The following is a 22575-nucleotide window of genomic DNA, read 5'->3' on the forward strand; positions in this document are numbered from 1 at the left end:
TAATTAATGTACAATGTTACAGCTCAGCAAAATAAATAGCACAAAAGTACAATATTAGTATACGCGAGGACTGCATGCAATATTAGTAAACTATACAATACAGAGTAACTAGAATTTTTAAATATTAATTGAGACATCAAGGCATTGTGTTGACTAGAAACTAAAAGGCAGTTCCACGATCTATCATCAGTGATGTTTATTGTCTTATAGATGAGATAAGCAATTAGTTATACACTCACAACTTGCAATTATGTATAAAAATCATTCAAAAAATTTTATTAGTAGCATTAGGTATTTGTAAAAAATTCAGACAATGAATGACTCATCATCATTAAATAACTCCCAAGAAAATCCAGATTTATTCTGGGATATATCATCGATAACAAATAAAACTAAAGCTATTCGTTTTTTTCAGTCTGTATCGTCTTCTTTTTGTGTGTATAGTCCTACAGTTGAAAAAATATACAGCAACTTTGAGGTTATTCTACCTAAAGATCATAATAGTAACTTAATTGTTCTACCCAATCCTTTTGCATTCCATGATACTTTTAACCGCGTAAACGAGGAAGCTATCAAATCCACAGGGATTTTATTATTCCCCGGTGAAGTTTTTCAAAAAAAAGGATTAATTATTTGTCTAACACAAGCAAAAACTAAAAAAATACAACATATTGAACTTGATAGTGCATCTATTTTTCTAAACAGATTGTACCTACGCCGTTTTAATACTCCATTTTTACCTATTTTACTCAATGGTGATCTAAAAGAGTTTAAAGCAAACTCACCTTATTTGCACTTACATAGGTTCGATCCTACTGCAGTCACGGAACTGAGCCAATTTGATATAAGGTCAATCAGCAATACCATTACTGAGCGCTTTCAAACGATGATAAAAAAGAAAACTCATAAACATACTTATATTTAAAAATGATTCACTTTAGGTATACTATAAGAAAACGTATGTTGTAACATCGTATCTATAAATGTTAATAACATATAATACTCTTTAAATCCTCCCATAATCTTCTGCTACACTTTAAACAACAACTATCTGATAAAAGCAGGGATACCACATTATGAAAGAAGGATCGGGTATACTACTAAAAGAAAACTTTATTAATAGCCTTAGTGTTGGTGGCGAGCAAGCATGGTTCATTGTTGATAACAATGGTGGATCAACAGGCTATTCGTGGAAGTGTGTAGTCGACAATTCGGGTATTTATAAGCTTGTCAAACGCATTGTCTTACATCCAAGTGTATTAGCGGTAGGTGTGCCTGGAAGTGTCGTTTGGCAATTTGAAGCCGTTAAGCCTGGAGAAGGCCAAGTGCTCTTTCAACTTTATCCCCCAGGCGGCATTAAACCAGTAAAAAGTGTTCGAATTACCATTGAAGTAAAAAGTTAATTCGTCATAATAATGCTAAAAACACTTTTTTAGTAAGAATGACAAATTTTTATTTATATCAAGAATAAACGCTTTTACAATAAGGGAGGTTGAAAAAATTCAACCTTCACTTTCTCACCAGAGCTCACATTTCCTTGCCCCTCATCAAGTACTATAAAACAGTTAGCGTCAGTTAATGAAGACATAATTCCACTACCTTGCAAACCTGTAGATGTTACCATTAACGCTCCCACGCTATTGGTTGTATAATGAGCACGGATATACTCGGCACGCCCTGGTCGTTTACGTAAATCATGAGTGATATTTGCTAATAAGTGCATTGGTGGCTGATAATCTCCACCTTGCATTTTAGTAATGGCTGGTAATGCTAATTTATAAAATGTAACCAAAGCTGATACTGGATTACCAGGTAATCCCAAAAATAACGTCTGTGACAACTTACCATATGCGAAAGGTTTTCCAGGTTTTATTGCCACCTTCCAAAGGTGTAACTCACCCAATTCACTAATAATATCTTTAATATAATCGGCTTCTCCGACAGAAACCCCTCCAGATGTTATAATAACATCACACAGGTCCCTCGCTTCAATTAAAGTATCTCTTAATAATTGAGGATCATCTGCAACAATACCAAAATCATGTACATCACAGCCGATTTTTGCTAATAAAACAAGTAGCATGTAACGATTACTATCATAAATATCACCCATTTTAAGTGTTGCCTCTAAAGGCTTAAGCTCATCCCCCGTAGAAATTAATCCAATCTTTAACCTTCGGTAAACGCTAACGGTTGAAATACCCTGAGCAGCCATGAAGCCAATATCAGTTGCAGCACATTTATGTTTTACTGGGAATAATAATTTTCCTTGTTTAATATCCTCTCCCTGTATTCTAATATGATCACCTTGTGTAACCGTTCCTGAAAAAATGACTTTTCCAGGACTTACTTCTTGGGCCTTTTCCTGCATTACAACGGTATCCGTTCCATTAGGTATAGGTGCTCCAGTCATAATTCGCACACATTGCCCAGGCTCAACAGTACCTTGGTAAGGATGGCCTGCAAAAGCTTTACCTACTAACGTAAATGGCTGATCTTGGTGAAAGCATTTGAAATTAATAGCATAACCATCCATAGCCGAATTATTCCACGCAGGGCTATCCATTTGAGCATATATCGGTTGAGCTAAGTACTGATTGATCGCATTTAACAATGACACTGACTCATAATCTGTAAGGGTGTCTACAGCAGCTAAGAGCATATTGACTGCCTCATCTACAGGTATCAGTCCTGGCTGATTACAACAACTCATATAAATCACCTTACCCAACAATATTCAGACAATTTGTATACTCTTCACTATTAGTTATATCAATTTTTTAATTTTTTTGTTTGTTAACCATCCATACCGCAGCTTCAACACGTGAGCGCATATTCAACTTCTTTAAAAGATGTTTTACATGGACTTTTACCGTTCCATCAGAAATACCCAACTCTCGTGCAATAATTTTGTTACTATACCCTTGGGCAATGCGCATGAGTATTTCATACTCTCGACTAGTGAGTGTTGCCAACAGGTTATCATCAGAACGATCTGGCTTGCGCAGTGCAGTTGCCAACACTTCTGCTAAGCGCTCACTAATCACCATCCTGCCCAAAACGACTTGCTTTATTTTATCAAGGATATCTTCAGGCTCCATATCCTTTAATAAGTAACCATCAGCCCCCGCTCGAATACACTGAATGACGTCTGCATCGTTATCAGAAACAGTTAGCATAATGATACGAGCAGCAACCCCCTGCGCCCTCATCATCCTAAGCGTTTCTAAGCCGTCTAAGCCCTGCATATTCAGGTCTAATAAAATTAAATCTGGTTCATTATTTTTTACAATCTCAAGAGCATCCTGTCCCTTACTGCACTCAGCTATAATTTTCAGACTATCCTCTAGTTCGAGTAACTGTTTTAATCCTTTCCTAAACAAAGGATGATCATCAACCATTAAAATAGTAGCAACTTCAGAAGGCATTACGTTAATCTCTAGACATTTTTTTATGGATATAATATTTATTGTCCAAATTTGTCATAAAGCATTTCATTTAGGTTATGACTAACTTTTGATCTACATCAGCATTATGACTAATAACTATTATAGTAGATAAGGGGTCTTATCCCTTATGTGAATAGTTTTTATACCCCTTAGTAAGTATTTTTAACTTTGTTTTGCATGTTATCAAATTAACACATTGCATTCTACAAACGGTAATACGGCCTTCTTAATTTATTACTAATATAAAAAAATGTATTCTCTTCATTGATCATTAGAAAAGCGGTCTACCCCTTTCTAGGCATTGTCCCATACTCACCATCCACTCATAGTCAGTTTACATTTCGTTATGCCTCATTAATGGGGGAGATTGCTATGACTGATATATCACATTGGAACCCTGAAGATACCCAACAATGGGAAAACTCAGCCAAAAATATTGCAACGAGAAACCTGTGGATTTCGATTCCATCATTACTATGTGGATTTGCTGTTTGGTTATATTGGGGTGTTATTACTGTTCAGATGTTAAATTTAGGCTTTCCTATTGCTAAAGCTGAACTTTTCACTCTGATGGCTATCGCCGGTTTAACAGGCGCAACATTACGTATTCCTAGCAGTTTTTTTATTCGTTTATGTGGTGGACGAAATACTATTTTCTTCACAACTGTTTTGTTAGTTATTCCTGCTTTGGGAACTGGAATGGCCTTACAGGATAAAAATACCCCCCTCTGGATATTCCAGCTTTTAGCACTCTTATCAGGTATCGGAGGTGGTAACTTTGCCTCTTCAATGTCAAATATTAGCTTTTTCTTTCCTAAAAAGAAGCAAGGCCTTGCACTTGGCCTTAATGCAGGACTAGGTAACTTTGGCGTCACAACAATGCAGATTGTCGTACCCTTATTCATGACCTTTGGTGCATTTGGTGCACTTGGAGGTGAGCCTATGGTATTAATCAATGGCTCGGGTACTCTGATAGGAAAAATTTCTGCAGGCTCGGAGACATGGATACAAAATGCTGGTTACGTTTGGCTGCTCCTACTGATCCCTCTCGCTTTTCTAGGCTGGTTTGGTATGAATAATTTGTGTACTCCCGAAGTGTCTCCAGATATAGGCAGTACATCAAGTGCATTCACCAAAATAACCTTTATGTTTATCATCGGTTTTCTTACAGCAGGATTAGGGTTATGGTTAATGCTACCAGAATCGGCTAACGGCTCTGGCTGGGGTGTCCCAAAAGAAATTGTACTCATTGGCGTGATCACGGCTACTGTTTTTGCGTTAAAAAACTTGCCTGGGCAAATTAAAACAAGCTTATCCCGTCAGTATAAAATATTTAATAATAAACATACCTGGGTTATGAGTATTATTTACACCATGACCTTTGGCAGCTTCATTGGCTACGCTGCGGCTTTCCCTTTAGCTATCAAAGTCATATTTGGTTACAGCCATATCATGGTTGATGGTCAGATGACCCATGATGCCGCAAATCCTAATGGTCCAAGTGCACTCATGTATGCCTGGATGGGACCTTTTATCGGTGCGCTCATTCGTCCCGTAGGGGGCTGGATAGCAGATAAGGTTGGTGGCGCAATAGTAACTCAGTTCTGTTCTATTATTATGGTCATCAGCGCGCTAGGGGTCGCCTATTACATGCAGGCAGCTTATAATTCTGCGACACCTGAAAACTTCTTTGTTCCCTTCTTCATTTTATTTCTTGTTTTGTTCACTGCAACAGGCATAGGAAATGGTTCAACATTTCGTACCATTGCCATGGTTTTCCCTAAAGAGCAAGCAGGACCAGTGTTAGGATGGACGTCTGCGGTAGCCGCTTATGGGGCATTCTATATACCACAAGTTATTGGCGAACAAATTACCGCAACCACACCAGAAGTTGCCCTCATTGGGTTTGCAATATTCTATGCTGTTTGTGTCATTATCAATTATTGGTTTTACCTACGCAAAAACGGCGAATTTTACAACCCTTGATCTATACCAATCGTGATTCATTTTTAGGAGTAATAAAAAATTATAATACCCACAGCGAAGGGCATATAGTAAAGAATATATTGTCAGTAAAGCGCCCCCTTTGCTGACAATTATTTAAAAACACGAAAAATCTATTTTTTTTCTTGTAAACAGTCAGGTATAAACTCAAAGAAAACCCCTGTCCCCCCCTCTTTTAAGCGCTTAATTTCTAGCATTCCCTTCAGGTGTCGACTTCGTTCACGCATGATCGCTAAACCATAATGATTGAGTTTGTCTGGATAATCCTTAATACCTATTCCATTATCTATGATCGAAATATTAATATGTTGAGGATCATTTAAAGCCAATGATATTTGTATACAATTACCTTGTGAGTGATGTACCGCATTCTGTACAGCTTCTCGTATAAGCTGTAATAAATGGATTTCTTCATTAGGGGTTAATGGTAAATGGTGGATTTGATAGTCTAGCTTAATATCAAAATTAGGCTGCTGTTCAGAGGCTTGTTTAACTGTTTGTTCTAAAGCTGCCGATAGCCCCTGCTCTGGAATTTGTAGACGAAATGTCGTTAATAATTCTCTCAGTTGTTGGTAAGCTGATGTAATGCCTTCTCTTAATTCAGTGACAATATCCACAATATGAGGTGGTTGATGCTCTTCAGGTAAAGCTCGTTTTAATCGTGTCACCTGAATCTTTAAATAAGACAGTGCTTGTGCAATAGAGTCATGTAGCTCTCTAGCAATAACCGTTCGCTCATTCATTAATGCCATTCGCCTTTCCTGATGCATTTGCCCCCTCAGACTAAGTGCTACAGCAACTTGACTTGCAAATGACTTTACCACTTGATGCTGCCATGCCTCCAGTTCACAGTGGTCTTTTAAGGTAAACACTAACACACCATAATGATTATTATCTTTTATTAATGGGTAGTGAATTTTAGGGCAATCTGCGGGCGTTACAAAGTACCCCTCAGAAGACATACATTGCTCGCAATCGACTGGACTACAAGTGCTAGTAGAGGAATGGGTGCTAAAATGCTCATAAGGTATCTGCGCATCTGAGGCTTTCAAACATATATCTATCGCATCAACATTGATAATATCAGACAAACTTTCTAGCCAGCACTCAAATGAAAAATAACTTTTACTTTTTTCATTAATATCACAGGCAACCTGGTAAAGAAAATTCAGTGTTTGATTACTTCTATTCAATGCTTCCGTTTTATCAGTAACTCGTTGTTCCAGATGGCTATACATTTGTGAAATATCAACGCACATTGTATTGATGGTTTTCGCTAATAAGCCCAATTCATCATCGTGGCTCAAATCAATATTCTGCGAAAAATCACCCTCACCTATCTTACGCGCACAATATGTTAATTGCTGCAAAGGCCGTGTAACATGCTTATTTAAAATTTTCACTGAAAAATAAGCTAATGATACTATGGAAAACAATGCAACTATTTGAATAAATCGTAGTGTATCAATTTTCCTTTCTGCCAAAAGCTGGTACAACTTAACTAACTGATCAATCTCTTCTACAAATGCTTCAACTTTATTCTGTAATTTATCAAGCTGTAGAGGGGTCTTATAATTTTCTTTTTCAAGTTGCCTCTTAATATCATCAAACCATTGCTGTTTAACGACAGTATATTGTTTACTTAGCAATGAATTTTTATCATCAAGTGCTTGTAATAAAGCTGGAGCCGTCAAACTTTGATTAAAATCATCCATGTACTGATTAACAGGTTGTTTCACTTGCATACCTATTGCATTACCCACTACCACATTCAACAACCTATAGCTTTGCATACGTAATGATCCTGCTATGTTGACAGCTTCAGCATCATGATCAGTACTTTCTGAAATTAAGTAAGATGCAAGTATTGTAAGCAAAGCCAGCAATACCAACATGGTCATCATGGCACCCATACGAAAAGTGATCGATTTTTGAAAGTGCTGTAGCATTTTACTGTTCTCTACTTAATCGTTATTGAATATACACTCTACTACGATGGGCATACCACCAAAAAACCACAATGCTTCGCTTCTCCCATTTTATTATGATAAAACACGGTATATTGCTTAAAAAACTCACTATTTCTCTATCTTTTTCTACCTCTTAATGAGTATAAATACCCCTATACTGTTTATCTGCCAAGAAAAACTTTTGATGTATATCAATTTGTTACATGCTCTGCTCCTTACACTTACTAGTAACCGCCCTAACAAAAAAAAGCACAACAATTAAAGATGAAAGTAATTAGTTTTATCAAATAAATATTTTTATAACGCAACTAAGAAGACAGCGCCTATCGCTCACTTATTTCTTGAGCATAGAAAAAACTGTTACTAGCGACATTAATTTAAGCATTTCAACCTGCCGTTGAGGAGTTCACAGTGAGCCATTTTCTTGACAGGTTACTGTTTTTCAAACAAAAAAAATCAACATTTTCTAATGGACATGGTGAAACCACCACAGCAAATCGTCAATGGGAAGATGGTTACCGCCGCCGTTGGCAACACGATAAAATTGTTCGTTCAACACATGGTGTCAACTGTACAGGATCTTGTAGTTGGAAAATCTACGTTAAAGATGGTCTTGTCACATGGGAAACTCAGCAAACTGATTACCCAAGAACACGCCCCGACTTACCTAATCATGAACCTCGCGGCTGTCCACGTGGTGCCAGCTACTCATGGTATATGTACAGTGCTAACCGCCTAAAATACCCTAAAATTCGCCAACAGTTGCTACAGCTTTGGCGTGAAGCCTTAAGCCAGCACGATGATCCTGTGAATGCCTGGCAAAGCATTGTCGAAAACCCTAGTTCAGCAAAAAGTTATAAGCAGCAACGCGGCATGGGAGGCTTTGTCCGTGCCAGTTGGGAGGAAGTGAATACTCTGATTGCAGCAGCCAATGTCTATACGGCCAAACAATATGGTCCTGATCGCATTACAGGCTTCTCTCCCATTCCAGCCATGTCAATGGTGTCTTATGCTGCTGGTGCACGCTATCTGTCACTTATTGGCGGCAACTGTCTTAGTTTTTATGACTGGTACTGTGATTTACCTCCAGCTTCCCCTCAAATTTGGGGTGAACAAACCGATGTGCCTGAAGCGGCTGATTGGTATAACGCCAACTACATTATTGTCTGGGGTTCTAACGTGCCACAAACGCGCACCCCTGACGCTCACTTTCTTACTGAAGTTCGCTATAAAGGGACAAAAACCTGTGTCATTACATCTGATTATTCCGAATGCTCAAAATTTGCCGACAGTTGGTTAGCGCCTCGACAAGGGACTGACGCTGCACTGGCGATGGCCTTTGGACATGTTATTTTGAAAGAGTTTCACTTACAGCAACCCAGTGCCTATTTTTCGGATTATATTCGACGTTATACTGATATGCCGATGTTGGTTATTCTCGATGAATATCAGCAGAGTGATAAATCGGCATTTATTCAAGGTCGTTTTTTAAGAGCATCTGATTTAGATGATCATTTAGGTCAAAATAATAACCCTGAGTGGAAAACCATAGGCATTGATCAGGATACTCAGCAATTAGTAGCTCCCAATGGTTCTATTGGTTTTCGCTGGGGGGAACAAGGTAAATGGAATATTGAACCTGTTAATAGCCAAACAGGACAAAACACCACTTTATTACTGAGCCTGAAAACAAATCATGACCAACTTGCCGATGTTTTATTTCCTTATTTTGGCAGCCAGCAACATGAACACGGCTACTTTCAGCATACACAACACGAAGAACGTCTCGCCAGAAAAGTCCCCATAAAAAACATTACACTTGCCAATGGCCAGCAGGTTAAAGTCGCTACCGTATTTGATTTAACTGTCGCCAATTATGGTATCGATAATGGCTACAACGATGCTAATACTGCCAGTAATTATGACAGTGATATTCCTTACACCCCCGCCTGGCAAGAAAAAATTACAGGTGTTCCCCGAGCTGATGTTATTCGCGTAGCAAGAGAATTTGCCCGTACAGCGGATAAAACCCAAGGCCGGTCAATGATCATCGTTGGTGCCGCATTAAACCACTGGTATCACATGGATATGAATTACCGTGGACTCATTAATATGCTGATGCTTTGCGGATGTGTGGGGCAAAGTGGTGGCGGTTGGGCACATTATGTTGGTCAAGAAAAACTTCGACCACAAACGGGCTGGCTACCACTGGCATTTGCTTTAGACTGGCAGCGACCACCTCGTCAAATGAATGGTACTTCCTTTTTTTACAACCATTCAGATCAATGGCGCTATGAAAGACTACACATGTCGGAGGTGATTTCGCCCTTAGCCAACGCTGAAAAATGGCAAGGATCCATTATTGACTATAACAGCCGTGCTGAACGTATGGGGTGGCTACCTTCAGCACCTCAACTGGGGATAAACCCTCTTCAGTTAACACGTGATGCAACTTCACATCAACAAGATCCCATAGACTACACCCGCAACCTATTAACCTCAGGCCAATTAAAATTTGCCTGTGAAGATCCGGATAATCCGCAAAATTACCCTCGAAATCTTTTTATCTGGCGTTCTAATTTATTAGGCTCCTCAGGCAAAGGGCATGAGTACATGCTCCGGCATTTATTGGGTACACGCCATGGACTAATGAATAAAGACCTTGGGGAAACGGGGGGCGAAAAGCCTGAGGATATTACCTGGCGAGATGAAATTCCTGAGGGCAAACTTGATTTACTGGTTACCCTCGACTTTCGTATGTCTACTACCTGTTTATATTCTGACATCGTTCTGCCCACCGCCACCTGGTATGAAAAAGACGATTTAAATACCTCTGACATGCACCCCTTTATTCATCCTCTGACCAAAGCCGTTGATCCTGCCTGGGAAGCACGCAGTGATTGGGATATTTTTAAAGGGATCGCCAAACAGTTCAGTCAGGTTGTTGAAGGCCATTTAGGCGTTGAAAAAGATTTAGTCACTGTTCCCATTTTACATGATACACCGGCTGAATTAGCACAACCCTTCGGCGTAAAATACTGGTGGAAAAAAGAGTGCGAATTAATTCCCGGAAAAACCGCGCCGAATATGGTTGTTGTAGAGCGTGATTATCCTAATACCTATAATCGTTTCACTTCACTTGGGCCTTTATTGGAAAAGCTAGGCAATGGCGGCAAAGGCATTTCCTGGAATACCACAACTGAGGTTGAATTATTAAGTAAGTTAAATCAGACCTATACAGAGGACAGCCCGCGTCATCAACGCCCTAAAATCAATAGTGCGATTGATGCTGCTGAAGTTATTTTAACACTTGCGCCCGAAACCAATGGTCAGGTAGCCGTCAAAGCATGGGCAGAGTTAAGTAAAGTGACTGGACGCGATCATACTCATTTAGCAAACCCTAAAGCCGATGAAAAAATTCGCTTTCATGATGTTGTTGCTCAACCCCGTAAAATTATTTCTTCTCCCACCTGGTCAGGCTTAGAAGATGAACACGTTAGTTACAATGCAGGCTATACCAATGTCCATGAGTTTATTCCCTGGCGAACCCTCACCGGCCGTCAACAATTTTATCAAGACCATGAATGGATGCGCGATTTTGGCGAAACCCAGTGTTTATATAAACCTCCTATTAATTTAAAAACGATAGATGACGTCTATCAACAACAAACAAATGGCCACCCAGAAATTTTATTAAACTGGATTACGCCTCACCAAAAATGGGGCATACACAGTACCTACTCTGACAATCTACTCATGCTGACATTATCCCGCGGTGGTCCCATCGTCTGGATGAGTGAAACAGATGCCCAAAAGGCCAATATTGAGGATAACGACTGGATTGAAGTTTTCAATATTAATGGTGCCATTTCAGCACGCGCAGTCGTCTCACAACGCGTTCCTGAGGGTATGGCAATGATGTATCACGCCCAGGAAAAAATCATCAATACCCCCGGGTCAGAATTAACAAAAACCAGAGGAGGTATTCATAACTCCGTCACCCGTGCCGTAATGAAACCGACCCATATGATTGGTGGTTATGCACAACAAGCCTATGGTTTTAATTATTACGGTACGGTTGGTTGTAATCGCGATGAATTTGTTGTCGTGAGAAAAATGCATCATGTCGACTGGCTAGATAACGAGTAACGGGAGTTTAAACCATGAAAATACGTGCACAAATTGGCATGGTGCTCAATCTTGATAAATGTATTGGCTGCCATACTTGCTCAGTGACTTGTAAAAATGTCTGGACCTCCCGCGAAGGTATGGAATATGCCTGGTTTAACAATGTCGAAACCAAACCAGGCGTGGGCTACCCCCAACAATGGGAAAATCAGGAAAAATGGCAAGGTGGCTGGCAACGCCATAGCAACGGTAGCATTACGCCCAAAATGGGCAGTAAACGAAAAATACTGGCCAACATTTTCGCTAATCCTGCCCTGCCTGAAATTGATGATTATTACGAACCATTTGATTTTGATTATCAACATTTACACCAAGCCAAATCGGGCAACCACCCACCTACTGCACGCCCTCGCTCATTAATCAGTGGGCAACGAATGGAAAAAATAACATCCGGTCCCAACTGGGAAGAAATTTTAGGTGTGGAATTTTCCAAACGACGTGCTGATAAAAATTTCGAACAAATTCAGGCTGACATGTATGGTCAATTTGAAAATACATTTATGATGTATTTACCTCGCCTGTGCGAACATTGCCTGAACCCTTCCTGTGTCGCCTCTTGCCCTAGTGGTGCCATTTATAAACGTGAAGAAGATGGTATTGTTCTGATTGATCAAGATAAATGCCGTGGCTGGCGCATGTGTGTGTCGGCTTGCCCCTATAAAAAAATCTACTACAACTGGAAAAGCGGAAAATCAGAGAAATGTATTTTTTGCTATCCTCGCATCGAAAGTGGGCAACCTACCGTATGTGCAGAAACCTGCGTTGGCCGAATTCGCTATCTCGGTGTTTTATTGTACGACGCAGACCAAATCCATCAAGCTGCCAGTACAGAAAAAACGCAAGACTTATATCAGGCGCAATGTGATTTATTTTTAGATCCTAATGACCCTGAGGTGATAAAAGCCGCTCGCCAAGAAGGTATTCCAGAAGCATGGATCACAGCAGCTCAACAATCCCCTGTTTATAAAATGGCAATAGACTGGCAAGTTGCCTTACCCCTACACCCCGAATACCGTACACTACCGATGGTATGGTATGTCCCCCCGCTTAGTCCTATTCAAACCGCTGTAGAAGCAGGCTATGTGGGTAAAACCGGTGAAATTCCTGACCTTAAATCATTGCGTATTCCCATCAAATACTTAGCCAATTTATTAACCGCAGGAGAAGAGCAACCCGTTATACGTGCTTTAGAAAGAATGATCGCTATGCGTGCCTACATGCGAGCTAAACATGTCGACCAAGTCAATGATAACGATGTACTACAGCAAGTCGGTTTGGATGAAGCATCTGTTGAAAGCATGTACCGCTATATGGCTATTGCCAATTATGAGGATCGATTTGTTATTCCCACTAGCCATCGAGAATATGCAGAAAACGCTTATGACCTAAAAAATGGTTGCGGATTTAGTTTTGGTAATGGTTGTAGTACAGGTGATAACCATGTCAACCTGTTTGGCGGTAAAACAACGACATCACGCAATATAATTCCAGTAGTAATCAAGGAGTAAGCGATGAAAAACCTTATTATTCTCGCCCGACTACTGGATTACCCCACTCATGATATTATGAATAATATGGATGAAATTTATCAATTCATCCGACAAGACTTATCTTTAGATGAAAAAGCTAAGCAAGATGTGTTGTCTTTTCTTGATCACTATTCATCCTACCCATTGCTGGACTGGCAAAGTGAGTATGAAGGGCTGTTCGATCGCAGCCGCTCACTCTCCTTGCACTTATTTGAACATACTTATGGTGAATCCCGTGATCGTGGTCAAGCCATGGTGAATTTGTTAGACCAGTATCATCAAGCCGGACTACAGCTCAATAAACAAGAATTACCCGACTTTTTACCACTTTATCTTGAGTTTGTATCAACCCAGGGCAAACAACAGGCTACAGAATGGTTGCATGATATTGCACATATTCTCAGCGTGTTAGCAGTTCGTTTACAACAACGCCAAAGCCAGTATCACCTTTTATTTAAAGCCTTACTTACTTTTGCGCAAGTCAGTGTCGATTTAACGGCAATACAACGTCAGATCGCAGACGAAGCCAAAGATGATACACCTGAGGCCATTGACAAAGTCTGGGAAGAAGAGGCGATAAGTTTTGGTCACCAGGATGCCTTGTCCAGTGTCGCTAATCATAAACAAACGCCCCATTGCGCTAACACTCAGTTTCGCCCTACTGAAGCTCAGCGTAAAGACCACTATTTAGCTGTTAACTGGCAACAGGAGACGTCGCCAATATCGACTACATCTACAGTACACACTGTGGAAGGAGAGCAGCCATGAATTATATCAATACGTTGTTATTTGCCATTTATCCTTATATTGCTTTAAGTATATTTTTTCTTGGTAGCTTAATTCGTTATGACCGCGATCAATATACTTGGAAAACCAGTTCCAGCCAAATACTTGAAAGTCGCCAGCTACGACGAGGTAGTATTTTATTTCATGTTGGCATCATTATGATTTTGCTTGGACATTTTGTGGGATTACTGACACCCACAGCTGTGTGGCATGTATTAGGTATATCAACCAGCTTCAAACAATTAATTGCCATGTTACTAGGTGGCATCTTTGGTTTAGTCTGCTTGGCTGGGTTAATCATTCTTATTAGACGTCGCCTCACAAACGCTCGTGTTCGCGCCAATACCAACATCATGGACTTTACTATTCTTTGGTTATTATTGGCTCAGCTAGTCTTGGGTTTGCTCAGTATTTTTGTGTCGGCAGGCCATATGGATGGGCAGGAAATGCTTAAATTAATGAACTGGGCACAGTCAATTGTCACCTTCCAGGCAAACGATGCTGCTTTATCTATTGCGAGTGTTCACTGGATTTATAAGCTACATGTGTGGCTCGGTATGACATTATTTTTAGTATTTCCTTTTAGCCGTTTAGTTCATATTTGGAGTGTACCCGTAAGCTACTTGAACCGACGCTATCAATTAGTGAGAGCCAGAGTTCGCTAAACGTTTTGATTGCCGTATAAGTAGACTCATAAAATCACTATTTATACGGTAATGTTTACCCCCCAGTCACTGGTGGAAAAAATGCGATTTCATCCCCCATTTTAATGCTTGCCTCTCGCTTCACCATTTCATGATTACACGCAACTAACGTGGTTTTTTGTTGCAATAATTGTTGCCAACGCTCTCCTCGTTGACTTAATAGTTCAATTAATTCATCAATCGTTTTAGCGGGTAATTTATTTAAATCGATGGTTAATTCTTCACAACCTAGCTGCTCACGCAGTTGTCCAAAAAAAAGTACCTGAATCATACTGAGACCCAATAAAAGTAATCAATAAAATCTGTAAGCTGACAATTATCCATCTAACCTTATCCACCAAGCATAGAAAGGTGTTGAATCATCCCAGAATGTCCTTGATGTAATAAATGACTGGGGGTTTTACCCGTAATAAGACGAGTAATAGCCATTGCGAGCTGTTCCACATCACCTGTTTGAGCATATTCCCTTAAATCAATCCCCTCATTGGCAAACAGGCATAAGTGCAGCTTACCAAGCGCCGAAATGCGTAAACGATTACAGCTTTTACAAAAGTCTTTACTGTAAGGTCTGATCACCCCTATACGCCCCTGATAGTCAGGATGCCAAAACTCTTCAGCAGGACCCGCATCATGGGTTTTAATAATGGGTTGCCAGCCTTGTTTTAGCAATTTTGCAATAATTGAAGCACCATTTACATGCTGCTCTTTAAAAAAAACTTCATTGTCTCCTGTTTGCATCAACTCAATAAACCGTAGCGTGACAGGCTGATTTTTAAGCCAGTCAATAAACTGATCAATCTCTGTGGCGTTATCGTTCTTTAATAGAACAGCATTAACCTTTATGGAGCGAATCCCCAAAGATTGTGCACGTTCAATGCCTGCTAACACTTTATGCAAGCGATCATGGCCTGTTATTTTCTTAAAGTTGGCAGGATTTAAGCTGTCGATACTGACATTCAATGCATCCAATCCTGCGTCATGCCATGAGCTTATTACAGAAGGTAAGTTGTAACCATTGGTAGTGACAGCAACTTTTTTGATTCCTTCTATTTGCTTACATTGTGCAATTATGTCGGGTAACTCCCGTCGCAAGGCAGGTTCTCCTCCTGTGAGGCGTATTTTCTCCGTACCCAAGACGGCAAAAGCCTTAGCAAATACACCTATTTCTTTTAAGGATAAAAAGTCGGGAGTAGACTTGTCACATTGAAAACCATCAGGTAAACAGTAGTTACAACGAAAATTGCAAACATCTGTTACAGAAAGCCGTAAATAGTAAAAACGACGGCCAAATGAATCTTGTAGCATAAAACACCTTTCCAAATTCGGGAGGCTATCTGATTTCTCACATAACCCAGTGGTAAAAACCACGGCCAGTACACCATGCCAGTGCGGTTTAGGTGTAAAAGCTCGGAGTTTTGACGCATTAAAAATTTTAGGGGTACACTCTTAAAAAACCCTTCACTGTGGGTCATTGACAGTTACTCACCCTAGCGCTAAGTATAATGAGTCATGGCTATGGTGCAAATCGCACATCCATAATGAAGCCTATAAACATATACCTAGCATACTGCGCCTCTATCAATGAGAACACGAGTTATCACTAAATATTTCATTACCATGTCAAAAAGCAATGCCTGTACCTATATAGTTGTAGACTTCCCCGCAAGAAGAAACTATACCTATATCGAAACGCCATGCCAATTAACTAAGGAAAGCACACTTAAAAAGCATCAATAAAGATTTAACAAGCTCCGACCTTAGTACCTATAAATGGGTATTCCCGAGTAAACGTTATTTTTTTACTTCGGTATTTCTTGACCAAACTCAATAAACACCTGAAGGCAGCGTCAGATTAATACATACTAATTAAGCTGTATATATTAGAAAACCACTCAAGGTAAAACATTACATAGGAGAATAAAGCTCAAATGGATATGAAAGAAAAGCTTCAACTATCACTTGTCGGTCTTCGCTTTACGGTTTTTCTGGTCATGTTTATGTGGACACTTGATAAATTTATAAACCCTGTTCATGCTGCACACGTCTACAAAAAGTTTTACTTTTTACCAAGCTTTGAGCCTTTTCTTATGTATACACTCGGCGCTGTAGAAATGCTTATTCTTTTCATGTTTTTACTTGGTCTGCAAAAAAAATATAGTTACGGTGCTGTATTGTTATTTCACACTATCTCAACTTTATCTTCCTTGAAACAATACTTAACACCTTTTGATGGAGTCCACTTACTGTTCTTTGCTGCCTGGCCAATGTTAGCCGCTTGCCTAACGCTTTTTTTATTACAAGACGAGGATATTAAATTAACAGTTTAAAAAAACGCTGTTTCACCTTTTACCAACCTAAAAGTAATATCAGAACTTCGAAAAATAGGGTAAAAATAATATTATGAATAAATTATTGGTTTTCTTTGCGGCTGGTTGTCTAGGGGCTTTGGCTAATAGTTTAACTTTGTGGTTATGTGGACAATTGGGTATCACAACCTCTCTTGGGGTATCTATTACACCCCACTTAACTCCAGCGTGGCTATATCCAAGGGTTGTTTGGGGAGGAATATGGGGAATTTTCTTTTTTTTACCCTTTTTACAAAAAAATATTTTACTGAAAGGTTCTATTTTAAGCCTACTACCCACAGCCGTTCAGCTTTTGATTGTTTTTCCTGTAAAAGCAGATAAAGGAATAGGAGGGATAGAATTGGGTCTGCTAACCCCTGCATTTGTCTTCTTTTTCAACTGGATATGGGGAGTTGTGACAGCCCTAACAATTAAAAGCGCTTAATATGACATCGCTATCACGAAAAAAGTGCATTTTTAGCGGTGCCCTTTAGGCTCTACACTGAGTAAGTGTGGTCTAGTATCAGGTAACCTATAAAGATAAATTGAAGCAAGTACAATGGTAGTCCCTATCACGATAACCCATGATAATTGTGTATCAAAAACAAGGTAATCAAACAACATGGTTAAAATGGGTACAAAATAAAATAAAACGCTTACCTTGCTAGCAGCCTCCTTCTGCAACATAAATAATAACAGTAGCACGGCACCTACAGAAACTATAACAATCATCCATGAAGAGGCTATGATAAAATTAGTGTCAATGTTTGCATTCCAGCCCACAAGTAAAATAATCGTTACAAACAAAACAGATGCTGCACAGTATTGTAAAAATGCAGAAATGAGTGGCGGTTGGTTACTTTTCTTTTGATGTACAGAGCCGATAGTAATTGCAAGTACCGATAATAAACCAAACACGATACCCCATACGGTGATATGGCTTGTATCTTGTGCCCCGACAATAGCAATTGTCAGCCCTAAAAGCCCTATCAACAGAAAAATATATCTGGATAATCCTATTTGCTCCCTCCCCACAATGGGGGTCAACATCGGCTGCAAACCTAGCACTAATGCCAACACGCCAGGAGACAAACCATTATAAATCGCCAGGAAGAAACAGCTTTGATACGCTCCTTGTAACAAAAGCCCTGTAAAGAATAAGCTAGAAAGGTCTTTCTTAGTTAAATGTCTTAATTCTGTGAATACTGAACGAAAAAAGATACCAATGATGACGAGCAACAGAAGCAGTGCTCCTGTTGCTCGTACCGCTAAAAAAGACCATACAGATGCGCTAGTTAATCCCAGCTTTACAAAAATTGCCCCACTACTCCACATCACTAAAAAGAGAACAGGCGAAAACTTTCCTAATAATCTAATCATGCTACTTGTTTTGATGTCCAGTCATTTATTGAAAAACGCTCATTTAACGTACGTTCTTCAATGAGATACCTTTGTAAGTCACGCGCTTTCTCCTCTAAGTCCTGGTGCCCTTTATGCCAGCGAGCCTGTCGAATGAATTGGTAACACTGTCTGTCATCTAACCGTTGTTTACTATTGATCATTCTTCATTTATTACTGACTCAGCCCTGCCGCGTAGACGTACATAGTACATCTATTGCTGTATTATACTCCCCCTAGAGTTCCGTATAGGGTCTGGTGACGAACATTGTCTTCTATGCCAAAGCATCAATATACTCCACTTTTTCTCCTGTTTGCTCTAACCTTCTGATCAAGTTATGGGCCAATGTGTTTGGTGCACCCGAGACACCCGGGCTAATCTCACCAAACAACACAGACTCTACAGCAAAACTGACTGGTAACGAAACAAGCCTGGACATTGCGGACGCATCTGCAGTTCCTGTTGCATCAATGAAGTAACTTTTATGCCAGATTTTCTTAGTTTGCCTTACCACTTTGAGTTCAACACTTAGCACAACTCTATCATATTCATCTTGACTGTAAGTGTACTTCTCTTTTAGTTCCTCGCTTAGTTTTTCAAGCGCAAAGTCATTACCTGTACTCATTGAATTTTCTACTATAGAAAAAACATTTTTCCATGCCTTAGACCAGCCTGATAATCTAAGCGTACCACGGATAAATTCTTGTAGTTGCCAGTCATCAGGGATATTATAATCCTTTATATAGTCAAGTGAATTCCGGTTACCATAAGCTTCGAACGTTTCATTGGTAATTTTTGATACTGGAGAATAAGAATGAATCTCTTTATATGGTTGTTTTGATTCTCTCAGTATACCATACTGTACATATTTAGCGGTTGCTTTTAATGCTTTCAATACCCCTAATGGAGACCAACTAAATTGATAGCAAAAATCATTTTTATTTTTTGGAAACCCACCACAATACGATTTAAAAAAATATGAATTATCTGGTGATTCTAAGCCTTCTTGTTTGAATTCAGAAACCAGTAATTTTCCAAAAACGTGGTCTAAACCAGGATCTAAACCGATCTCATTAACAAAACATAATCCTAACCTTTCAACCTGTTCATTAAGTGCCAGCATTTCTTTACTGAGGTAAGAGCTTGATACAAAGTGTGCCTTGTAGTTTAAGCAAAGTTTAGCGACTTCAATATGCATCACGCTAGGCAACATGGAGACAACAATATCATTAACGTTAATGATTTCCTGTAAATCTGATAAAACTAAGGTTTTTACAGTATAATTTCCTGAAATGCCTTCCAGTAGTTTAATAGCTTTTTGTCTAGAGCGATTCCAGACAATGACATTATGATTATTTTTTATTAGTGATTTTAAACCAGGAATAGATGACAAACCTGTACCTAACCAATGTATCGTTGACATATCAATTACTCCAGCATTGCTAATACAGCATGAAATTTTGAGATAGCAGCATTCAATTCATAGCAATCATTTTGCCCAAGTTGTAACAGGGTGCCTAGCAGTTGATCAGAGAAATCTAAGCTAGATTCCAGTGGTAATAGCGATGGCAAATGATCGATAGCGATCAAATCCAACAGGTTATCATTTTTACTTAAACTCTGTATTGGATTGTTAAACGTAGTAGTTTTTGAATATATAGGTAAAGGGTTATACGGACTCGTTGGATCACAGCTTACATCGCATATAACACTTAATTTTCTATCTAAAGTATTAACGTGTTCTGGCAGGAGAAACGGTTCGGTATCAGGCATAACTAAGGAACAGTTAATCAATATATTTTGCCCTAATGTTTCTATTAAAGGTCCCTTACCTTTAGTGTCTTCAATATCCCATAAAACCGGTGTAATACCTAACTGACTCAAAAGGTCTGTTGCACCAGTTCCACAACGTCCTTTATAGCCTATTACGACTACGCTAGGTATGGATGCCGTTCTTTTTCGGGCCAATGCATACTGTTTATTAAGCTCTTCAGATAAAGTATCACGGTTTTTAAATGAATAAATGAAAGATAAAAAACCACGATCATTGAGCTGTTGCTTACACCAATTCATGACTGCTAACGCAGCACCACAATAACCTGCCCAGTAGCCAAATGCAGCAACTCTTCTCCCCTCACTTGATGTCAAAAACTCCATATCAATAAGTGATCCACCACCACGTTTATATTTTTCGAGCAACTTTTTCCAGCCAACTTGCTCTTTGAAAGCATGACCAAAATAGATATGCTTATGTTTTAATTTAGATAACGTTTCTGGTAGTTCTTTTAAGCCTAAAATATAAAAATCACTCGGCAAATCTATCCAAGCATCACTAGGTATGATGCTACATCCAACACTCCTAAAACAATCAATATCAAAACACCTTTCTTTAGACTCTTCAACGTATATATGAAATCCCCGATCAATGAGTGTTTTAGCTGATTCTGGCGATAAAGGTGAGCGCTTTTCAAATTTTTTTGTTTCAGCGCGTAGACAAATCCTAATCATAATTGTCAATTCCTTACTATTTCAAATAAATCAGGTTATTAAGTCACCTTCAATGTGTACCCCCAAAGATCGCATATAGTTAAATAATGATTGTTTAGCGCTATCATCGTGGTAATACTCATGAGGATGGTAATACTTATTGTCTATTCCAATATGATCAATAAACGCCAGTAAATAATGGGTCAAAACAGAAGCCGTCATCATACCCATAGACGTAAGATTATATTTGGAACAATAACTAGAAGTTATGGTAAGACTACTTTTATCCTCTCCCTTTTTTGCCAGGGCCTTTAATAGTGTAATATCACGTTCTACTTCGGAAAGGCTGACTTTTCGTTGAGCTAATACACGTCGAGTAAACGCTAAAATATCAACATTATGATCATCTACCTTAATCGATTGGTCTGAAAGAAAGCCTAGCTGTTTCAAGTTACGCACTTGAGAACAAAAGCCACGGTGTCTAAGGGTTTTTTGCTCTAAATTTGTAACTAAATCTTTGTATTTATCCGCAATCCATGGCATAAGGCCATCACGATACGCCTCTAAAAAACCTAACTCGTTGATAAATATTTCTTCTACATGATCATATTTTGGTGATTGTCTTACGTTATTGTTTTCAATATAAAAAGCTTCATCTGCTTTAATCGGAACTGAGTCGCCAAAAGCACAACGGTACGGAAAATGTCCAGGTGGAGGATCCACAAAACCACCACAATATAATAATAAATCATCCAATTTACCGAACTTTTTTAGACTGAGATCTATAACTATTTCAGTTAGCCCTGGTTCAAGACCTATTGGTAAAGATAAAGGGCATTGTGAGAAATCTTGTAGAGAGTCAAAAACTGAGTAATTAGGTCGAGTGATAGAAACAATAGGTTTTTTCAGTCCTGCAAGATCTTGAATATACCTCCATGCCAATGGCCAGGCTAAACTAAGCACTATGGCATCAACATCAGCTAATAGATGTCTATTGTGTAAAATATTATTACACATAATCACTTCAATATCTGAAATGTTTTTTATGCTTTGTTCAATTGCATGTAATGCATCATCAGAAAGATCACAAAGTAGTAATTTAGCTACTTCTTTTTCAATTGATAACAGTGATGCGATAGATTTCCCCATAGCACCACAACCTATGATGGCAATATGTTTATTATCCATTTAACATTTAATCCAGCTTACGATTTGTAAATCAGGCACTCATCGTTTCAACATAGTTTAGCTGATCGTTTGTTAACGCATGATAGTCATTCCGGACAGAATCTCTCCAAGACACAAAAGGACTATCATTGACGTTTAGCATTGGATACGAATTACCCTGCGTTAAATGATTAACAATTTTTCCTGAACGCCAGGCAGCTAAACTTATGTTGGACTCCCAAGGCCCGTGCGAGAATCGAGACATATTTTGAACATAAATAGTGTTTAAATGGCCATACTCCCACGAGACTTCAAAATTACTGCCCACTTTTAATGGTTGCTCATCATCACCTAAATGTAATAAGTCTGAAATCTCACTTAACACACTTGGAAATTTATTTTCAAATCCAGTTGCAAAAATAACTGCATCAGCTTCAGCAAGTACTAACTCATGGGTTTCCATATTTTGATATATTACGTTATAACCATTACTAACTTTTTGTATTTCAGTGAACTTCCTAAATGGTTTTAGTATTACATTCAACTT

Annotated in this window: 20 protein-coding genes and 1 riboswitch; of the genes, 9 read left to right on the forward strand and 11 right to left on the reverse strand. The window is 39.0% G+C overall.

From position 1 onward, the window contains the following. The first annotated feature begins 313 nt into the window (after nt 1-313). Together KCG35_RS10495 and KCG35_RS10500 are read left to right on the forward strand one after the other, a co-directional pair. Nucleotides 314-925 (forward strand): hypothetical protein, encoded by a 612-nt coding sequence (locus tag KCG35_RS10495; RefSeq protein WP_215819646.1) that lies wholly within the window; start codon nt 314-316, stop codon nt 923-925. A gap of 151 nt (nt 926-1076) precedes the next feature. Further along, nucleotides 1077-1403 (forward strand): protease inhibitor I42 family protein, encoded by a 327-nt coding sequence (locus KCG35_RS10500; protein WP_215819647.1) that lies wholly within the window; start codon nt 1077-1079, stop codon nt 1401-1403. Between the two features lie 74 nt (nt 1404-1477). On the opposite strand, the gene moeA is transcribed toward KCG35_RS10500, so the two are convergent. Together moeA and narL are read right to left on the reverse strand one after the other, a co-directional pair. After that, entirely contained in the window at nt 1478-2713 is a 1236-nt protein-coding gene (gene moeA / locus KCG35_RS10505; protein ID WP_215819648.1) for a molybdopterin molybdotransferase MoeA, read from the reverse strand. A gap of 67 nt (nt 2714-2780) precedes the next feature. Continuing rightward, nucleotides 2781-3428 (reverse strand): two-component system response regulator NarL, encoded by a 648-nt coding sequence (gene narL / locus KCG35_RS10510; protein ID WP_215819649.1) that lies wholly within the window; start codon nt 3426-3428, stop codon nt 2781-2783. A gap of 393 nt (nt 3429-3821) precedes the next feature. On the opposite strand from narL, the gene KCG35_RS10515 reads away from it, so the two are divergent. Further along, on the forward strand, nt 3822-5435 hold the full coding sequence (locus KCG35_RS10515) for an MFS transporter (protein ID WP_215819650.1): 1614 nt from the start codon (nt 3822-3824) through the stop codon (nt 5433-5435). A gap of 131 nt (nt 5436-5566) precedes the next feature. Here KCG35_RS10515 and KCG35_RS10520 read toward each other — a convergent pair whose 3' ends face one another. Further along, a complete protein-coding gene (locus KCG35_RS10520) occupies nt 5567-7402 on the reverse strand; it encodes a histidine kinase (RefSeq protein WP_215819651.1) in 1836 nt (611 codons plus the stop codon). A gap of 432 nt (nt 7403-7834) precedes the next feature. On the opposite strand from KCG35_RS10520, the gene KCG35_RS10525 reads away from it, so the two are divergent. From KCG35_RS10525 to narI, 4 genes are read left to right on the forward strand one after another with little or no spacing between them, the layout of a single operon-like run. Next, entirely contained in the window at nt 7835-11572 is a 3738-nt protein-coding gene (locus tag KCG35_RS10525; RefSeq protein WP_215819652.1) for a nitrate reductase subunit alpha, read from the forward strand. Nucleotides 11573-11586: 14 nt separating this feature from the next. Next, the gene (gene narH, locus KCG35_RS10530; RefSeq protein WP_215819653.1) at nt 11587-13119 is read left to right on the forward strand and encodes a nitrate reductase subunit beta; all 1533 of its coding nucleotides are present in this window, start codon (nt 11587-11589) and stop codon (nt 13117-13119) included. Nucleotides 13120-13122: 3 nt separating this feature from the next. Beyond that, nucleotides 13123-13908, forward strand: a complete 786-nt coding sequence (gene narJ / locus KCG35_RS10535; protein WP_215819654.1) for a nitrate reductase molybdenum cofactor assembly chaperone — start codon at nt 13123-13125, stop codon at nt 13906-13908. Beyond that, nucleotides 13905-14591, forward strand: a complete 687-nt coding sequence (narI, locus tag KCG35_RS10540) for a respiratory nitrate reductase subunit gamma (protein WP_215819655.1) — start codon at nt 13905-13907, stop codon at nt 14589-14591. The genes narJ and narI overlap by 4 nt, the downstream gene beginning before the upstream one ends. Nucleotides 14592-14646: 55 nt before the next feature. On the opposite strand, the gene moaD is transcribed toward narI, so the two are convergent. Next, a complete protein-coding gene (moaD, locus tag KCG35_RS10545; RefSeq protein WP_215819656.1) occupies nt 14647-14901 on the reverse strand; it encodes a molybdopterin converting factor subunit 1 in 255 nt (84 codons plus the stop codon). A gap of 59 nt (nt 14902-14960) precedes the next feature. Next, the gene (gene moaA / locus KCG35_RS10550) at nt 14961-15935 is read right to left on the reverse strand and encodes a GTP 3',8-cyclase MoaA (protein ID WP_215819657.1); all 975 of its coding nucleotides are present in this window, start codon (nt 15933-15935) and stop codon (nt 14961-14963) included. Next, nucleotides 15924-16055: riboswitch (molybdenum cofactor riboswitch) on the reverse strand. It overlaps the preceding gene by 12 nt. Nucleotides 16056-16558: 503 nt before the next feature. Here moaA and KCG35_RS10555 point away from each other — a divergent pair. Beyond that, a complete protein-coding gene (locus KCG35_RS10555; RefSeq protein ID WP_230409126.1) occupies nt 16559-16957 on the forward strand; it encodes a hypothetical protein in 399 nt (132 codons plus the stop codon). A gap of 73 nt (nt 16958-17030) precedes the next feature. Then, the gene (locus KCG35_RS10560; RefSeq protein WP_215819658.1) at nt 17031-17420 is read left to right on the forward strand and encodes a hypothetical protein; all 390 of its coding nucleotides are present in this window, start codon (nt 17031-17033) and stop codon (nt 17418-17420) included. 32 nt (nt 17421-17452) lie between these two features. On the opposite strand, the gene KCG35_RS10565 is transcribed toward KCG35_RS10560, so the two are convergent. The 6 genes from KCG35_RS10565 to KCG35_RS10590 all read right to left on the reverse strand — a co-directional run. After that, entirely contained in the window at nt 17453-18355 is a 903-nt protein-coding gene (locus tag KCG35_RS10565) for a DMT family transporter (protein ID WP_215819659.1), read from the reverse strand. Further along, nucleotides 18352-18537, reverse strand: a complete 186-nt coding sequence (locus tag KCG35_RS10570) for a hypothetical protein (protein ID WP_215819660.1) — start codon at nt 18535-18537, stop codon at nt 18352-18354. The genes KCG35_RS10565 and KCG35_RS10570 overlap by 4 nt, the downstream gene beginning before the upstream one ends. A 111-nt stretch (nt 18538-18648) precedes the next feature. Continuing rightward, complete coding sequence (locus tag KCG35_RS10575) at nt 18649-19797, reverse strand: saccharopine dehydrogenase C-terminal domain-containing protein (protein WP_255561961.1); 1149 nt, start codon at nt 19795-19797, stop codon at nt 18649-18651. A 5-nt stretch (nt 19798-19802) separates the two neighbouring features. Further along, complete coding sequence (locus KCG35_RS10580) at nt 19803-20882, reverse strand: saccharopine dehydrogenase (protein WP_215819662.1); 1080 nt, start codon at nt 20880-20882, stop codon at nt 19803-19805. A 30-nt stretch (nt 20883-20912) separates the two neighbouring features. Beyond that, nucleotides 20913-22049 (reverse strand): saccharopine dehydrogenase C-terminal domain-containing protein, encoded by a 1137-nt coding sequence (locus KCG35_RS10585; protein ID WP_215819663.1) that lies wholly within the window; start codon nt 22047-22049, stop codon nt 20913-20915. Between the two features lie 31 nt (nt 22050-22080). Further along, on the reverse strand, nt 22081-22575 hold a 495-nt coding region (locus tag KCG35_RS10590), incomplete at its 5' end, for a hypothetical protein (protein WP_230409127.1).

The organism is Zooshikella harenae (assembly GCF_018837975.1).
GTDB lineage: Bacteria > Pseudomonadota > Gammaproteobacteria > Pseudomonadales > Zooshikellaceae > Zooshikella > Zooshikella harenae.

Bases quoted from the DNA above. Each gene is read 5' to 3' on its own strand.
- KCG35_RS10495 (WP_215819646.1), top strand. From the start codon at position 314: ATGAATGACTCATCATCATTAAATAACTCCCAAGAAAATCCAGATTTA.
- KCG35_RS10500 (WP_215819647.1), top strand. From the start codon at position 1,077: ATGAAAGAAGGATCGGGTATACTACTAAAAGAAAACTTTATTAATAGC.
- moeA (WP_215819648.1), bottom strand. From the start codon at position 2,713: ATGAGTTGTTGTAATCAGCCAGGACTGATACCTGTAGATGAGGCAGTC.
- narL (WP_215819649.1), bottom strand. From the start codon at position 3,428: ATGCCTTCTGAAGTTGCTACTATTTTAATGGTTGATGATCATCCTTTG.
- KCG35_RS10515 (WP_215819650.1), top strand. From the start codon at position 3,822: ATGACTGATATATCACATTGGAACCCTGAAGATACCCAACAATGGGAA.
- KCG35_RS10520 (WP_215819651.1), bottom strand. From the start codon at position 7,402: ATGCTACAGCACTTTCAAAAATCGATCACTTTTCGTATGGGTGCCATG.
- narH (WP_215819653.1), top strand. From the start codon at position 11,587: ATGAAAATACGTGCACAAATTGGCATGGTGCTCAATCTTGATAAATGT.
- narJ (WP_215819654.1), top strand. From the start codon at position 13,123: ATGAAAAACCTTATTATTCTCGCCCGACTACTGGATTACCCCACTCAT.
- narI (WP_215819655.1), top strand. From the start codon at position 13,905: ATGAATTATATCAATACGTTGTTATTTGCCATTTATCCTTATATTGCT.
- moaD (WP_215819656.1), bottom strand. From the start codon at position 14,901: ATGATTCAGGTACTTTTTTTTGGACAACTGCGTGAGCAGCTAGGTTGT.
- moaA (WP_215819657.1), bottom strand. From the start codon at position 15,935: ATGCTACAAGATTCATTTGGCCGTCGTTTTTACTATTTACGGCTTTCT.
- KCG35_RS10555 (WP_230409126.1), top strand. From the start codon at position 16,559: ATGGATATGAAAGAAAAGCTTCAACTATCACTTGTCGGTCTTCGCTTT.
- KCG35_RS10560 (WP_215819658.1), top strand. From the start codon at position 17,031: ATGAATAAATTATTGGTTTTCTTTGCGGCTGGTTGTCTAGGGGCTTTG.
- KCG35_RS10565 (WP_215819659.1), bottom strand. From the start codon at position 18,355: ATGATTAGATTATTAGGAAAGTTTTCGCCTGTTCTCTTTTTAGTGATG.
- KCG35_RS10570 (WP_215819660.1), bottom strand. From the start codon at position 18,537: ATGATCAATAGTAAACAACGGTTAGATGACAGACAGTGTTACCAATTC.
- KCG35_RS10575 (WP_255561961.1), bottom strand. From the start codon at position 19,797: ATGTCAACGATACATTGGTTAGGTACAGGTTTGTCATCTATTCCTGGT.
- KCG35_RS10580 (WP_215819662.1), bottom strand. From the start codon at position 20,882: ATGATTAGGATTTGTCTACGCGCTGAAACAAAAAAATTTGAAAAGCGC.
- KCG35_RS10585 (WP_215819663.1), bottom strand. From the start codon at position 22,049: ATGGATAATAAACATATTGCCATCATAGGTTGTGGTGCTATGGGGAAA.